Below are 14,952 nucleotides of genomic sequence, written 5' to 3'. Positions count from 1 at the left end.
CCGGTATTCCGGTCAGCAGCCTCGCACTCCGATTGGCAGACGCGCCCGTACCGCGTAAACGCGGGTCAGGGTAAAAAACGTCAGAAGCGGCATCGAAGTCATGGGGTCACCTGGGGTGTAGCCGGCATTGTAGACCTCTGATGGGCCGCCACAAGCCCTCATTGGATGCATCGGCGCAACAATGAAGTCCACTTGGTCCACATGCCTGCCATGGATAGGACGGCAATGGTTGCCGCCCATTCGAACATGCGAATGTGTCGCAATTGCGTATGCGGCGCAAATCCTTAAAATGGCGGCTTATGCGTCGCTTCGGCGACGCCCGCGAGGCCGGCACTGCCGATGAGGCATCGAGCCGGCGCCCGCGCCCCTTCCTCCGCGTTGTCGAGTTGTTGCCCATGTCCTGCTCTCTGCCCCTGAATCCGCGCCGGTTGCGCCCCAACCTGCTGGCCCTGGCCTGCGTGGCCGCCGCCCTCGTCCCCGCCGCGCACGCCCAGACCGCCACCGATCTGGATGCCGTACGCGTCAACGCCTATCGCGCCGCCAACAGCACCAGCGGCGCGACCAAGACCAGTACCGCCCTGGCGGAAACGCCGCAATCGGTATCAGTGATCGAGCGCGCCGAGCTCGACGCCCGCGGCGTGCAGTCGCTCAACGATGCGATGCGCTACGTCGCTGGCGTCAGCCTGGAAAGCTCGGGCATCGACAACCGCGTGGACGACTTCCGCATCCGCGGCTTCGATGCCGGCAGCTGGTCCAACAACGTCACCCTGGACGGGATGCGCGCGCCGCAGGGCAGCCAGTGGAACCGCAGCATGTTCGACAGCTGGAATCTGGAACGCGTGGAAGTACTCAAGGGTCCGTCCGCCGTGATGTATGGCCAGGTGGCCCCCGGCGGCATGGTCAACCAGGTCAGCAAGACGCCGATGCCGGACCAGGCGCAGCAGCTGCGCCTGGGCGTGGATGCGAATGGCCAGTACAGCGCCGCCTTCGACGTCGGTGCCGGCACCGCGGGCGAGGATCACCTGTTCCGCCTGGTCGGCCTGTATCGCGACGGCCAGACCCAGATCAAGCGCACCGAACAGCAGCACTGGTTCCTCGCCCCCAGCTACACCTGGCAGCTTGCCGAACGTACCCGCCTGACCCTGCTGGGCATGTACCAGAAGGACGATGGCGGCTCGACCTACCAGTTCCTGCCGGCTGCCGGCACGCTCAACCCGACGGCGTCGGGCTACATGAAGAACAGCACCTTCATTGGCGAGCCGGACTGGAATACCTTCGACCGCACCCTGTGGACCGCCGGCTGGATGTTCGAGCACCAGTTCAACGACCACCTCACGCTGACCCAGAGCGCGCGGCGCACCCATGTCGATTCGCTGTTCCGCAGCGTGGTCACCTTCGGCGCACTCAACGCCGATGGCCGCACCCAGAACCGTCGCGGCGTGATGGGCACCGGCGACTCCGATGGCGACACCTTCGACACCCGCCTGCAGGCCCGTTTCAGTACCGGCGCGGTGGATCACACCGTACTGCTCGGTTGGGACTGGCAACGTGCGGACTGGGAGGGCGTGCGTAGTGCCATGAGCAGCCCGCGCCCGATCGACATCTTCAATCCGGTCTATTCGACCTACCGGCCGACAGTGACCACGGAAACCCCGACCGCCGGCATCAACCGGCAGAGCGGCGTGTATCTGCAGGACCAGCTGGCGCTCGGCAACTGGCGCATGACCCTGGGCGGCCGCTACGACTGGACCAAGGACGACAGCAGCAGCGCCAACCGCAATATCGCCACCGGCATCTCCACGCCGGGCGGGCGCAATGTGATCAAGAACGAGGCCTTCACCGGTCGCGCGGGCGTGCTGTACGTATTCGAGAACGGGCTGACCCCGTATGTGAGCTACGCCGAATCGTTCCAGCCCTCGACCAAGTCGCCGTTGGACAGCTTCACCCAGACCGCGTTCGAGCCGGTGACCGGTTCGCAGTGGGAGGCGGGGTTGAAGTACCAGCCCGCCTCGGTGGACGGCCTGGTGACGCTGTCGCTGTACGACCTGCGCCAGCAGAACATGATCGTGGACGATCCGGTGGCGTCGCATCGCAACTGCGGCGCCACGGGCACGGCGACCTGCTCAATCCAGGGCGACGAAGGACGGGTGCGCGGCATCGAACTGGAAGGCCGGATCACCCCGATCGAGGGCTTCAGCCTGATCGGCGCCGCCTCGCGGATGGACTCGGAGATGACCCGCTCGGCGCCTTACAAGGGCAAGGAACTGGCGATGGTGCCCGATTACAGTGCCTCGTTCTGGGCGGACTACACCTTCCAGGCCGGTGCACTGCAGGGCCTGAGCCTGGCGGCGGGCGCGCGCTACAACGGCGTGAGCTACGGCGACAGCGCCAACCTGTACCGGATTCCGTCCTACACCCTGTTCGATGCGGCGATCCGCTATGACGTGGGCCAGATCGGTGGCACCCAGGTGCAGCTGGCACTCAATGCCAGCAATCTGTCCGACAAGCGTTTCGTGTCGACCTGCACCGGCGTGTCGTCGTGCTACTACGGCAGCGGCCGCACCGTGATGGCAACCGCGCGCTTCGGCTGGTAACCGACCCTCCCGACAACGGTAGTGCCGGCCGCTGGCCGGCACCCGTCATACCTTCAACGCGCCGGGAGAAATACCCGGCGCTAGGGATCGGTCACCACGACCAGCGGGACATCACGCTGCGGGTGACGCAGCACCAGCACCGGTTGCTGGTAGACCCGCTCGATATGCTCACGGGTCAGCACCTCGGTCGGTGTGCCATCGGCCGCCACGCGGCCCTGTTCCAGCAGCACGATCCGGTCGGCATAGGCGGCGGCCAGATTCAGATCATGCAGCACCACGATCACGCAGGCGCCGGCATCGGCCAGTTCACGGACCGCGCGCAGCGTGCGTTCCTGATGGCGCAGATCCAGTGCGGCGGTGGGTTCGTCCAGCAGCAGCACCGGCGTGTCCTGGGTCAGCACGCGGGCGAAGGTCGTGCGCGCCGCCTCGCCACCGGACAGATGCTCTACCTCCCGCTCGATCAATGCATGCAGGTCCGCACGCGCCAGCGCGTCGGCGATGCAGGCTGCGTCTTTCACCGGATCCGGCGGATGCGGCAGGCGGCCCATCGCGACCACTTCGTGCACACGGAACGCAAAACGGACCGCATGCTCCTGCGGCATCACCGCGCGCTCGCGGGCCAGCGCTTTGGCCTTCCACGCGGCCAACGGCTGCCCCTGCAGCAGCACCTCACCCTGCTCGGCCGCCAGATCACCTGCGGCCACCGCCAGCAGCGTCGATTTGCCCGCACCGTTGGGACCGACCAGTGCCGTCACCGAGCCGGGCAGGAAGTCCAGCGTGATGTCATCCAGGATGCGCCGGGCACCGCGGCTGAGCTGCACCGACCGCAGCTGCAACAGCGCGCTCATGAACCGCTCCGGTGACGCTGGCGCATCACCAGCCACAGGAAGAACGGCGCGCCGAGCGCGGCCGAGAACAGCCCCAGCGGAATCTCCGACGGCGGATCCAGCGTGCGCGCGGCGGTATCGGCGACCACGATCAGCAGGGCACCGGCCACGGCCGAGACCGGCAGCAGCCAGCGATGGCCCGGACCGACCAGCAGACGTACCACGTGCGGCACGACCAGGCCCACGAAACCAATCGAGCCGGCGAAGGCGACCGCAGCGCCCACCAACAATGCACTGAAGGCAATCAGCTTGAGCCGGGTGCGTTTTACATCCAGGCCCAGGTGCTGGGCCTGGCGCTCACCGAGGGCGAGCATGTCCAGTGGCGTCGCTAGGCGCAACAAGGCGATCGTGCCGAGCACGAAGACCGGCGCCACTGCGATCACATCCATCCAGTCGGCCTGGGCCAGCGAGCCCATCTGCCAGAACACCAGCGACTGCAGTTCGCTCTCGCTGGCGATATAGGTCAGGAAGCCGATCACGGCCGAGCAGAACGCGGCGATCGCGATGCCGACCAGCAGCAAGGTCGCCGTGCCGCTGCCCTGCCCCGGCCGTGCCAGCAGGTAGGTCAGCGTGATCGCGCCACCGGCACCGGCAAACGCCGCCAGCGGCAACGTCCACGCGCCGAACGCACCGGCACCCAGCACGATGGCCGAGACCGCACCCAGGGCGGCGCCCTGGGTCACGCCGACAATGCCGGGGTCGGCCAGCGGATTACCGAACAGGCCCTGCAGGCTCGCACCGGCCATCGCCAGTGCGGCGCCCACCATCGCGCCCAGCAAGGCACGCGGAATCCGCAGCTGCCACACCACGGCCAGATCGCGGGTGCTGACGCTGGCCGGATCGACCAGCCCCAGCTTCACCCCGATCGCCTGCAGCACCTCCATCGGTGGGAGCCGCAACGGACCCACCGCGAAGGATGCGATCACCGCAATCAGCAGACCGACCGCGGCCCATATCAGCACCGTCGCGCCACGGCGACGCGCAGGACTCGACACCACCATGCCTTACGCCCTCACGGGCGCGGCACCGTGGCGAAGGCGGCCGCCAGCGCGACCGCGCCACTGCCGGAAGCGACGCTGGCCGATTTCAGTTCCACATCCGGCATCACCCACACGCGGTTGGCCGCACCGGCCGGCGTCTGGCGCAGCGTCGGATACGCGCGCCACAGACCCGCCTGGCCACCGAACAGGGCCAGATCGTTCTCGGTCACCAGGATCACGTCGGGCGCTGCCGCCACCACGCCTTCATTGCTCAATGCGGAATAGTTGGCCACGCCGGCTTCATCGCCGATGTTGATGCCACCGGCCAGCGTGATCAGCTTGCCCGAGGCGCTGTCCGAGCCGGCCACCGTCGGCGCCCCGCCGGCACCGGTCGCGGAAACATGGATCACGCGCGGATGCCACGCCAGCGCGGCACCACTCGCCTTGGCCGCATCCAGCTGAGACTGCACCTTCGAGGCCAGCGCTTCACCCTGCTCGGCCATGCCCACCGCCGCGGCGACCTTGCGCACCTTGTCGGCCGCCGGCTGCAGATCGTCCACGATCACCGCCGCCTCGCCCGCGCCACGCAGCTTGGCGGCCAGATCGGAATGGCGACGCAGGCTGTTGCCCAGGAACAGGGTGCCCTGCAGGCTCAACACGCCTTCCACGCCGGTGGTGCGGTTGAACAGGAATTGTTTGGGGGCCTTGCGGCCGGACTCGGTGGCCGAGCGCAGCGGCGCGGCGTACACCTGATCATCCAGGCCAAGGGCTTCGAGCACGGCGATGATGTCATCCCCACCGGCGATGATCTTCGAGGTATCGGTCACCGTCGTGGCCACGCCATCGTCGGAGGTGACCTGCGCCGGCAACTGCTGGGTGGCGCCCTCGATGTCCGGCACGTCCACGCCCACCACGCGCTGCCAACCCTCCGGCAGTGCTTCGGCGGACTGCGCGACGGGTGTCGCAGCGGTGTCGGTGGCAGGGGCGGCGGGCTCTTTCGAGCAACCGGCGATCACCGCGACCAGGGACAGGGCCAGCAGGCTGCGGCGGACATCATTGGACTTCATGGCGGTTCCTCTTCAATCAGAACGGCGGGGCTGTCCGCCCCGCCGTCAAAGCAACGCAGTGCGCTGAACTCAGTTCGCGCGGGTGCTGATGCGGGTGATGCGGTCGCCCTTGGGGTCCTGGGCATCACGCGACTTGTTGACGGCAAACACGTTGCCCTTGCCATCCTCACGCACATGGTTCGGGAAGGTGCCGCCATCCAGGTTGCCGACCACCTTGCCGTTGCCATCGACCACCGTCACCGTGCCGGCGCCGCGATTGGTCACGTAGGCCAGCTTGGAGACCGGCTCGAACGCCACGTTCAGCGCACCCGCGCCGACCGGCACGTCGTGCAGCACCTTGCCGCTGGCGACATCGACGATCAACAGGTTGTCGGTGCCCTGCGAGGCCACGTACAGGCGACCCGCCGCGGCATCATAGGCAACGCCGGAGGCGCTGATCGAGTTGCCCAGATCGATCACCTTCTCCACCTTGCCGGTGGTGGTGTCGATCACTGCCGCTTCGGGCGTGCCGATGCTGACGGTGAACAGCTTGCCGGACGCTTCATCCAGCACCAGGCTCATCGGGACGAACTTCTTGTCGTCCACGCCCGAGGCCAGGGTGATCGGCTCCAGCGGCTGCAGGGTACGGGCATCGAACACCGAGAGATGATCCTCGCCGGCGGCCGAAGCGAACACCTTGCCATGACGTCCATCGACCACGATGTCGCGGGCATGCGGTACGGCGCCGACATCGAACTGGCGCACCAGCGACAGATCCTTCTGGCGATACACGGCCACAGTATCCTGGCGGGTGTTGGTGACCCACACGTTGCCGTTGGCATCATCCACGCCCACGCCATACACCGCGAACACCGCACCGCCCTTGCCACCCGGAACTTCAGCCGGGGTGATCCTGGCGGTGACCTTCAGGCTCTTCGGGTCCAGCTTGAGCAGCTGCGACTGGGTCACCGGCGGGCGACCGACGGCGGCAGTGACGAACACCGCGTTGCTGGCCGCGCTGTACGCGGACTGATACAGCCCCTGGACCAGCTTGGCCGAGGTCTGGTTGAAGTTCTGCTGGCCGCTCAGCGGCAGGTTCGGCGAAACGCGCAGCGACAACACCGTCGCCGCGGACGGCTGGCTGGCACGCACGATCACCGGCTGCTGGCCGGGCACGGCATCGGAGGGAATCGCAACCTTGCCCTTGAAGTTGCCCTCGGCATCGACCACGTACGGGGTGGCATTGAGCACCGTCTCGCCACGCAGCAGGGTGACCTGCTGGCCCGGCACGAACTGACGGCCGATCACCTCGGCATCGCTGCCCGGCACCACGTTCTGGCCGCGGCTGACCACTTCGCCGCGGAAGCCGTTGGCCGGTGCATCGAAGACAGGCTGGGCGAACAGCGACGGGCTGGCCAGGGACAGCGCGAGGGCCAGGGTGGCGACACGCGGGAGGGATTTCAGGGTGTACATCAGCAGACTCCTTCTGTTGGGGGCGCGCCGGTTGGCGCGTTGTCACAGTGCTTGCCTTGGCGTGGCCGCGGTCCGTTGCGGCGGTGGCACAAGGCCACGGAACTGCCTGGGTATCGAAAAATCAGGGCGCCGGCGCGGGCGTGCCGCTGCGATCGGCGATGCCGTACAGCTGGCTCAGCGTGGCCTTGAGCGAGGCCGGCAGCATCGGCCCATGGCCAAGGCCGGGGAACTCGCGGTACTGCACCGTCAGGCCGGGCACTTTCGCCAACCGGCTCGCCAGCTGCTGCGCGGCATCCGGGGTCGCGCCGCCGATGCGGCGCAGGTGCGCGACCACGCGCGGATTGGTCATGTCGCGCACACCGCGGTTGCCGGTGCGCTCGTCACCGCCGAGCATCACCGTCACCTGCGCCGGCTGGCTCTGGTTGTTGGCGATGAACTGGCGTTCCATGTCGCCCAGCGGTGCGCCCTGGCTCCACCACAGTGACGGGCTGGCCGACACGTAATGCTGGAAGGCGGCCGGCCGGGTATACAGCGTACTGACCACGAACAGACCGCCGAGCGAGTGGCCCCACAGCGACTGCCGCTGCAGATCGATGCTCGCGCGGCGCTGCACTTCCGGCTTGATCCGGCGTTCGATCAGATCCAGAAACGCATATGCACCGCCACCGCTGGACTGCGACGTGCCGTTCTCATCGTCGGCGGTGTCGATCCATGCGGTGTAATCGCGGGTACGGGCGGGCGAATCGATGCGCAGGTCGTTGTCGTAACCGATGAACACCAGCACCGGCGCGGCGTGCGCGGCCAGGTCGGCCAACATGGCCTGGTCCAGCACCATCGCCGCGGCATTGCCATCCAGCATGTACAGCACCGGGGCGGGCGCAGCGGTCGCCTTGGCCGGGACACCGATGTTCACGCGCCAGCGGCGGGCCTTGTCGGGGCTGTCCAGCACGAAATGTTCAAAGCGATAGCTCTGCGCCGGCTGGTCCAGCACCGTCTCGCCAACCTTCTGTTCGGGATTGCGCTGCTGCGCCGCCGCGGGCGACAACGCGGCCATGCCGATGGCGGTGGCCACGCCCAGCGTGCGCAGCCACGGCGATACGGAAGAGATCAGGGAGGAAGAAACGATCATGACAACCCGAAGCGAGAGACAGTGCTATCCCGCCAGTGTAACTCAAATGAGAATGGGTATCACTGACGTTGCGCTGAGCGCCCTGCCATCGCGCTCGCCATGCACGGGCTCAGCGCGCGCAATCGCCCGACGCCTTGCGTGCCGCACCCACGGTCGCGCCGCCCTTGCTGGGGACGGACATCCAGCCCTTCAGCGGGAAAGTGTCCGGCAGCGACGCTGCCATCGGCGCCGAGCCGATCACCAGCTCCCGCCAGGTACCCACCGGCTCCAGCTCGGCCAGCCGCGCGGCCTGGTCGTCATCGGTACTGATTACGTCATCCGCCCCGGAGGGCGCCTTGGCGGTCGTCCCGGTCTTGGTGGCCCTGACCCGCAGTTCGCCACTGGTCGCACTGGTCACCGCCACCGCGTAGTGCTCCTTGCCATAGGCCCACGGCGTTTCGTGCTGCACGGTAGCGGTCTGTCCTGGGGCAGGCAGTGCCAGCGCATCGCCCGCGGCCGCCTGCACCATCGCCATGCCGCCCATCACCGCCATGTACATCCCGTACGCACGCATCTGCTTCTCTTCCTGCGTCTTCGCCTCGGGCGCGCCTGGCCAGTTCGCCTCCAGATTGAAATGCGCCTTGCCGTTGCACAGCGTCAGCACCACCGGCGTGCCCTCGCCTTCGCCCAGGCTGATCAGGCTGTCGCCGTTGCGGAACTGCTGCACATGGGCCAGCAATGACGCACCGCTCGGCGGCACCTGGTTCACCTCGATACGCGACGCCGCCTTGAGACGCTCGTTCATCGAGATCGTCGTGGCAGCAGCGGGAAGCGCTGCGCCGATCGCGGCAGCAAGTACAAGCACAGGCAGGAAAACGCGCATGGGATCCAGTCCAAGAGGGCGGGACATCATACGCGTCCGTCCATCGCTCACTGGCACGCCCATGGCCCTGCACCGCGCAAAACGCTCAGCTACGCGTCACCATCGCGGTGATCGTCGCCGCCAGCTCCTGCACGGCCTGCTGCGCGGTGATATCGCCCGTGGTGGCGGCATAGGAGAGCCCTTCGGCCGCGCCCAGCATGCCCCACAATCCCGCCTGGGCCAGCACGCCCGAGGGTGCGAACGGTGACAGCAGCGCGCGGCACTGCTCGAGAAACACGACGTCGTACTCGCGCTTGATCCGTGCCAGTTCGGGCGAACCGGCCAACGCCGCGATCACGCCGGGAATCTCACGCCCCTGCTTCATCACGCAGGCGACGTAGGCATCGGCAATGACCTGCGCCTTCTCGGCGAGCGTCGGACCGCTGTCTGCAAAGCGCGCTTCCATCACCACGCCCTGGCGCGCATCGAAATCCTGGTACAGCGCCGCGAGCAGACCGGCCCGCGTACCGAAATGGTCATACACCACCGGCTTGGTCACCCCGGCCTGCTCGGCCAGCCGTCCCAGGGTCAGCGCGTCGGTGCCTTCCTCGCGCACCAGCCGCCACGCTTCCTCCAGCAACTGGCGCAGGCGATCGTCGCGGGTCATGCGGCGGCGAGGCGCCACCGGAACGGCAGAGTCGAGCGGGCTTGACATCGCTATATACCAATCGTAACTTACAGTTCGTAACTTACCGAAAGTATACAACCTCCTCCCCTTGGACGCCCATGCACACCCTGATCGTCACCTCCCACCCCCATCCCGACGCCCTGACCCAGGCCGTCGCCCGCCGCATCGCGGACGGCCTATCCACCGCCCGCGGCGCGACCGTGGAACTGGCCGACCTCCATGCCGAGGGCTTCGACCCCCGCTACACCCGGCACGACCTAAACGGCCACCACCGCCTGAGCGCGTTCCCGGCCGATGTACTGGCCGAACAGGCCCGCCTGGACCGCGCCGACGCACTCGTGCTGGTGTTTCCCGTTTACTGGTGGAGCATGCCGGCGCTGATGAAGGGCTGGATCGACCGCGTCTTCACGGGCGGCTGGGCCTATGACGACAGCAGCGGCCAGGGCGTGCTCAAGAAACTGGGGCACCTGTCCGTCCATCTGGTCGGCCTGGGGGGCGCCGATGCGCGCACCTGGCACAAGCGCGGCTACACCGAGGCTATGAAGACCCAGATCGACACCGGCATCTTCGATTACTGCGGCGCGCCGGTGCTCTCGTCCACCCTGCTGCTGGAGACCGACACCGGTGATGCTCAGGCCCACCTGCACAGTGCGTTCGCGCTGGGCGAGCGGATCGCAACGGCAGCGACGGCAGCGCGGTGAGCGGTGAGCAGTGAGCGGAGAAGAGAGCACGCGATGCGACGAGGCTGAAGTACCGACACGAGCATGATGCGCCGCACGCTTCATGAATCGCGACAGCACCCCGCGCATCAACTGTGACGTGCAGCAGGCGCCGGCGACCGCCGGCGCTTTACTCTCCGGCAACCGCCTCGCCCCGCACGCCACCTTCGCCCGGACCCTGCATGAAGTACTTCCTTGTTCTGTTGCTGTTGCTGCCCACAACGCAAAGCCACGCCCTGACCTTGACCAACCCGGCGTGGCGCGTCGAGATCGATCCTGCAACGCTGGCGGTGACCGCCACCCAGGCCGACGGCACCACTACCCGCATCTCTTCGGCGGGCGGCGCCGGCACGGTGTCGGCGCTGAAGCAGACCGCCGCTACCGGTCGATGGCGATGGGGCGATGCAACGCAGGTACGGGCCGAGCTGGTCGGCGATACGCTGCAGATGCACTTCAACCGGACCACCGAGGGCAGCGTGCACTGGCCGCGACTGCCCGCCGGTCCGCACGCCCTGCTGCTGCCGTTGCACGAGGGCTACTACCTTCCCGCCGATGACACCGTTTGGCGGGATGAACTGCTTGATGCCTACGGCGAGATCAACACCACCGAAGACCTTACCCTCCCCGTGATCGGCCTGGCGTGGCCGGATCGCGTGCTGTCAATCCTGTTCGCGACACCGTTCAACAACACCGTTCACTTCAGCGCCGATGGGCCAGGCGTCGCGGTCGCCGCCGAGCACCATTTCAATGCGCTCAACGTGTCTGAGCCGTATACCGTCATCGTCAGCCTGGATGCGCCGGATTGGCTGGCGCCGGCCAAACGCTACCGGGCGTGGCTGCAGGCGCAGGGCGGCTTCGTGCCGCTGAAGGACAAACTCGCCGCGTTGCCGGACGGTGAGAAGCTGATCGGTGCCAGCCACCTGTATCTGTGGGGTGACCGCCTGCTGGTGGAACAGGACGTGCGCGACTGGGCGACGCTGAAGGCGCTGCTGCCACGCGCGTGGATCCAGAAGGATGACGAGGCGTTGGAGGCGTTGGCGGCCGCACACAGCGGCCCCTATGTGCAACAGGTGTTGGTGGCCGCGATCAATGCCGCGCTGGCGGAACAGTTTCCCGGTGACACCGCCCAGGCCATGCAGCAGCGCCGGCACCAGCTGGATGCCACCCTGGGCACGGCGCTGCAGCCCGAGGCGTTGCGGGGCGACAGCGCGTCGCCGCGGATGATCCGCGCCCTGCAGGCCGCGGGCCTGCCTCGGCTGTGGCTGGGGCTGCCGGACTGGACGGCGGGCTGGGCGAGCCCGGGTGGCGTGGAAGCAGGCGTACAAGCGGGCTACCTGGTGGCGCCGTACGATTCCTATGACACCGCCCTGCCCGACGGCAACGACAATCCGTCCTGGCTGTCAGCCCAGCTTGGGCAGGACGCGTTCGAGCGCTGCGGAATCATGAAACCCGATGGCCAGCGGATCAAAGGGTTCCAGGGCAGCGGGGTGTATACCAACGCAGCCTGTATCCGGCCATTGATGGAACGTCGGGTGCGGGACCTGCGCGCCACCACGCCCTACAACAGCTGGTTCATGGATGTCGCAGCGACCGGCATGCTGTTCGATGACAGCGACCCGGCCAAGCCCACCCCGCAGGCGCAGGATGCGGCCAACCGCAACGCGGCCCTCGCCTGGCTGGCCGACACCCAGGCACTGGTGGTCGGCTCGGAAGTAGGCTCGGCCGTGGTCAACCGGCATATCGTCTTCGCACACGGCGCGCAGACCGCCGGGTTTGGCTGGCGCGACCCGCAGATGCGCCGCGAGCGCGACTCGCCGTACTACCTCGGGGCATGGGCGCCGGAGCACCAGCCGGCCTTCTTCTTCAAGCAGAGCCGGCTCAAGCCCCGCTACCAGCAGCTCTACTTCAACCCGGCCCGTCGCCTGCCCTTGCTGCAGGCAGCCTTCCACGACAGCGTGGTCAGCACCCATCACTGGACCCTGGACAGCCTCAAGTTCCGCGAGAGCCGCAGCACCACCGAGCTGCTGCAGCAGCTGTACAACGTACCGCCCCTGCTCAACCTCAGCGTGGCGACCGCCCCGTCACGGATCGCCTACCTGCGCCAACTGGACGCGTTCTTCCGTCCCGTGCATGAGCACTTGTTCGACCAGGCGCTGACCGACTTCCGCTGGCGCGATGCCGCCGGGCAGGTGCAGCAGACCACATTTGCCGATGGCAGCGTGATCGTGGCGAATTTCTCCGATCAACCACGACAGGTGGATGGCCGTCCGCTTCCGGCGCGCAGCGCCACCGGCCACCTGGCCGACGGCCGTACGCTGGAGTTCAATTCGCCGGCGGGGCCGTAGGCCGGCACGACACCCGAGCTGTGCGCCCGCGGACCCGTATCCCCCGGACGCGGGCGCGCCCACCACTCGGGTGAGCGCGCCAAGGCGTCACTCCTTCGCCGCTTCCGCCTTCCACGCAGCGACCTTCGCCCTGGTCTGCGTCAGCAGCGCATCCAGCGCCGTGCGGTCATAGCCCTGGCCGCGCAGCACGACGTACTGGATGCCGCGCGTGGCCTCGATATCCTCCAGCGGATTGCGTTCCAGCAACACCAGGTCGGCCGCCTTGCCGGGCGCGACCGCACCGTAACGATCCAGGGTGCCGAACCAGGCCGGCCCCGCGCGCGTGGCCGCGGACAGGGCCTGCGCCGGGGTCAGCCCTTCCTTGACGAACAGCGACAGCTCGTCATGCAGGCCGATACCGGGATAGTTGAACGAGTTGAGGAAGCCCGCATCGGTACCGGCCATGATCGTCACGCCGGCCTGCTGCAGCATCGGCAGCACCGCGGCGACCTGGTGGTACTCGCGATGGCGGGCGTCGATCTGTGCCGGGGTCGCCTTCGCCGCGCGCTCGACGCGCCAGGCGTAGGTGGCCTGCAACTTCGGGCCGATGTAGGCCAGGTAGGGATCGTTGCGATGGTCGTCCTGGTCCAGGAAGTCCAGGATGCGCCCGCCATTGAGGGTCGGCGTCACGAACACGCCCTTGGCCGCGAAACCGCGATAGGCGGCCATGGCGGTGTCACGGTCGAAGCCCGCATCCAAGCGCGCGTTGGCCTGCGCGCGATCGATGCGCTTGGCGCCGAAGTCCGCGGCGATCGCGGCCTCATCCTTGACGCCTGCCTTGTAGGCGTAGTCCAGGTGTTCGATCGAGCTGATGCCCGCATCAACCGCCTGCTGCACGGTCAGTGCCATCGGAATATGCCCGGATGCACGCAGACCGTTGGCGCGTGCACCGCGCACGGCCGCCAGGAACAATTCCGGGGTCAGGGTGCTGTCGGTAATCTTGACGAAGTCGACGCGGTCGCGCTTCAAGCGCACGAACGCCGCACCCAGGTCGGCCTGCGAGCCGACTTCGATGGTGCCCTTCCAGACCGGCTTGATGCCTTCGATCTTGGCGCCCGAGGTGAACAGCTGCGGGCCGGCCAACCGGCCGCTGGCGATCTCGCCGCGCCACTGCAGCACCTGGTCGGGCAGATCGCCGGAGGCGTCGCGGATGCTGGTGATGCCATGGGCGATGTACAGCGGCAGCAGCGCCTTGTTCTCCTCAATGAGCTCCGGGCCGCCCCCGAAATGCACGTGCATGTCCCACAGGCCCGGGATCAGATAGCGCCCCTTGCCGTTGACCTCCTCGCGGGCCTTCCACGCCTTGCGCATCGCACGATCACTGCCCATCGCCACGATGTCCTGGCCGCGTACCACGACGGTCTGGTCCGGCACGGTGGAGGCATGCTCCACATCGACCACGGTCGCATGCCGGATCATCAGGTCGGCCTGCTCGGCCGCGAATGCAGAAGGGGCCAGTGCAAGCAGCACCGGAAGGGCAAGACGCAGGGACATGGGCAGTGCACCGCAAAATGGAGAACCGGGCCACCTTACGGTCGGGCCCGGTCCATTCACCAGTTAAATTTTGGAATGCGCGTCATGCGCATTGCAGATGAGCATGCTGCTTCACATCTCGCCCTGCATCGCCGGCCGTCCCTGCAGCTGCGCCAGCCACGCCGCCACGGCCGGGTGCGCGTCCACGGCAGCGCCCACGAAGGTCCCGTAGCCGACCACCTTGCCCACCACGAGATCTACCAGCGAGTAGGCCTCACCCAGCATCCAGGGCTGCTGCGACAGGCGCGCCTCCAGCACGTCCAGCAATTCATTGGCCGCGCGGATGCCAGCTGCGGCATGGTCGGCATGGCGCAGCGCATTGTCCGTGGTGGCCAGCCACACACGCCCGATCACCGCGCCATAGGTGACATATGCCCAGGTGCACCACGACATCGCCTCCAGCCGCGCCGGCGTGCCGTCCTGCGGCCAGAGCCCCTTGGCCACGCCGTAGTGCTCGCCCAGCCACAGGTGGATCGCCAGGGCTTCGAACATCGGCGTGCCATCCACCACCAGGCACGGCACCTTGCCGTTGGGATTGATGGCCAGGTAGTCGGCCGTGCGCTGCTCGCCGGCGCGGATGTCGATCCTGACCCGCTCATGAGGGACGGCCAGTTCGGCCAGGGCGCAGGCGATCGGGGTCGCGCTGGACATCGGGTGCCAATAGAAGACGAGGGACAT

General features: G+C 67.6%; 12 protein-coding genes. 3 read left to right on the top strand and 9 right to left on the bottom strand.

All coding sequences use genetic code 11. The features are described 5' to 3' along the window. Window positions 1–395: 395 nt before the first annotated feature. Window positions 396–2,594, top strand: coding sequence for a TonB-dependent siderophore receptor (locus BIZ42_RS18995; protein ID WP_083279949.1), 2,199 nt, complete (start codon window positions 396–398; stop codon window positions 2,592–2,594). 80 nt (window positions 2,595–2,674) lie between these two features. Here BIZ42_RS18995 and BIZ42_RS18990 read toward each other — a convergent pair whose 3' ends face one another. From BIZ42_RS18990 to BIZ42_RS18960, 7 genes are all read right to left on the bottom strand, one after another. Continuing rightward, a complete protein-coding gene (locus BIZ42_RS18990; protein WP_046272435.1) occupies window positions 2,675–3,442 on the bottom strand; it encodes a heme ABC transporter ATP-binding protein in 768 nt (255 codons plus the stop codon). Beyond that, window positions 3,439–4,482: an iron ABC transporter permease gene (locus BIZ42_RS18985; protein ID WP_070427368.1), complete on the bottom strand. Its 1,044-nt coding sequence runs from the start codon at window positions 4,480–4,482 to the stop codon at window positions 3,439–3,441. The genes BIZ42_RS18990 and BIZ42_RS18985 overlap by 4 nt, the downstream gene beginning before the upstream one ends. 11 nt (window positions 4,483–4,493) lie before the next feature. Beyond that, window positions 4,494–5,528, bottom strand: a complete 1,035-nt coding sequence (locus BIZ42_RS18980) for an ABC transporter substrate-binding protein (RefSeq protein WP_070427367.1) — start codon at window positions 5,526–5,528, stop codon at window positions 4,494–4,496. Window positions 5,529–5,597: 69 nt separating this feature from the next. Next, a complete protein-coding gene (locus tag BIZ42_RS18975; protein ID WP_046272436.1) occupies window positions 5,598–6,980 on the bottom strand; it encodes an ATP-binding protein in 1,383 nt (460 codons plus the stop codon). Between the two features lie 121 nt (window positions 6,981–7,101). Then, window positions 7,102–8,109 (bottom strand): alpha/beta hydrolase-fold protein, encoded by a 1,008-nt coding sequence (locus BIZ42_RS18970; RefSeq protein ID WP_156785785.1) that lies wholly within the window; start codon window positions 8,107–8,109, stop codon window positions 7,102–7,104. A gap of 109 nt (window positions 8,110–8,218) precedes the next feature. Further along, on the bottom strand, window positions 8,219–8,971 hold the full coding sequence (locus BIZ42_RS18965; protein ID WP_070427366.1) for a hypothetical protein: 753 nt from the start codon (window positions 8,969–8,971) through the stop codon (window positions 8,219–8,221). Window positions 8,972–9,056: 85 nt separating this feature from the next. Beyond that, window positions 9,057–9,617: a TetR/AcrR family transcriptional regulator gene (locus BIZ42_RS18960; protein WP_237393533.1), complete on the bottom strand. Its 561-nt coding sequence runs from the start codon at window positions 9,615–9,617 to the stop codon at window positions 9,057–9,059. 119 nt (window positions 9,618–9,736) lie between these two features. Between BIZ42_RS18960 and BIZ42_RS18955 the strand changes: the two genes are divergently transcribed. Continuing rightward, window positions 9,737–10,339, top strand: a complete 603-nt coding sequence (locus tag BIZ42_RS18955; protein WP_070427364.1) for an NAD(P)H-dependent oxidoreductase — start codon at window positions 9,737–9,739, stop codon at window positions 10,337–10,339. A gap of 200 nt (window positions 10,340–10,539) precedes the next feature. Then, window positions 10,540–12,702, top strand: coding sequence for a glycoside hydrolase (locus BIZ42_RS18950; protein ID WP_070427363.1), 2,163 nt, complete (start codon window positions 10,540–10,542; stop codon window positions 12,700–12,702). 87 nt (window positions 12,703–12,789) lie between these two features. Here the strand turns inward: BIZ42_RS18950 and BIZ42_RS18945 are convergent, their stop codons facing one another. Both BIZ42_RS18945 and BIZ42_RS18940 read right to left on the bottom strand, forming a co-directional pair. Beyond that, window positions 12,790–14,235, bottom strand: coding sequence for an amidohydrolase family protein (locus tag BIZ42_RS18945; RefSeq protein WP_070427362.1), 1,446 nt, complete (start codon window positions 14,233–14,235; stop codon window positions 12,790–12,792). Window positions 14,236–14,346: 111 nt separating this feature from the next. After that, a complete protein-coding gene (locus BIZ42_RS18940) occupies window positions 14,347–14,952 on the bottom strand; it encodes a glutathione S-transferase family protein (protein ID WP_070427361.1) in 606 nt (201 codons plus the stop codon).

The sequence above is a fragment of the Stenotrophomonas sp. LM091 genome (genome assembly GCF_001806305.1).
In the GTDB taxonomy this organism is placed as follows: Bacteria; Pseudomonadota; Gammaproteobacteria; order Xanthomonadales; family Xanthomonadaceae; genus Stenotrophomonas; species Stenotrophomonas bentonitica_A.
Note: the sequence above shows the minus strand (reverse complement) of the source record. Positions and strands in the feature narration are given on the sequence as shown.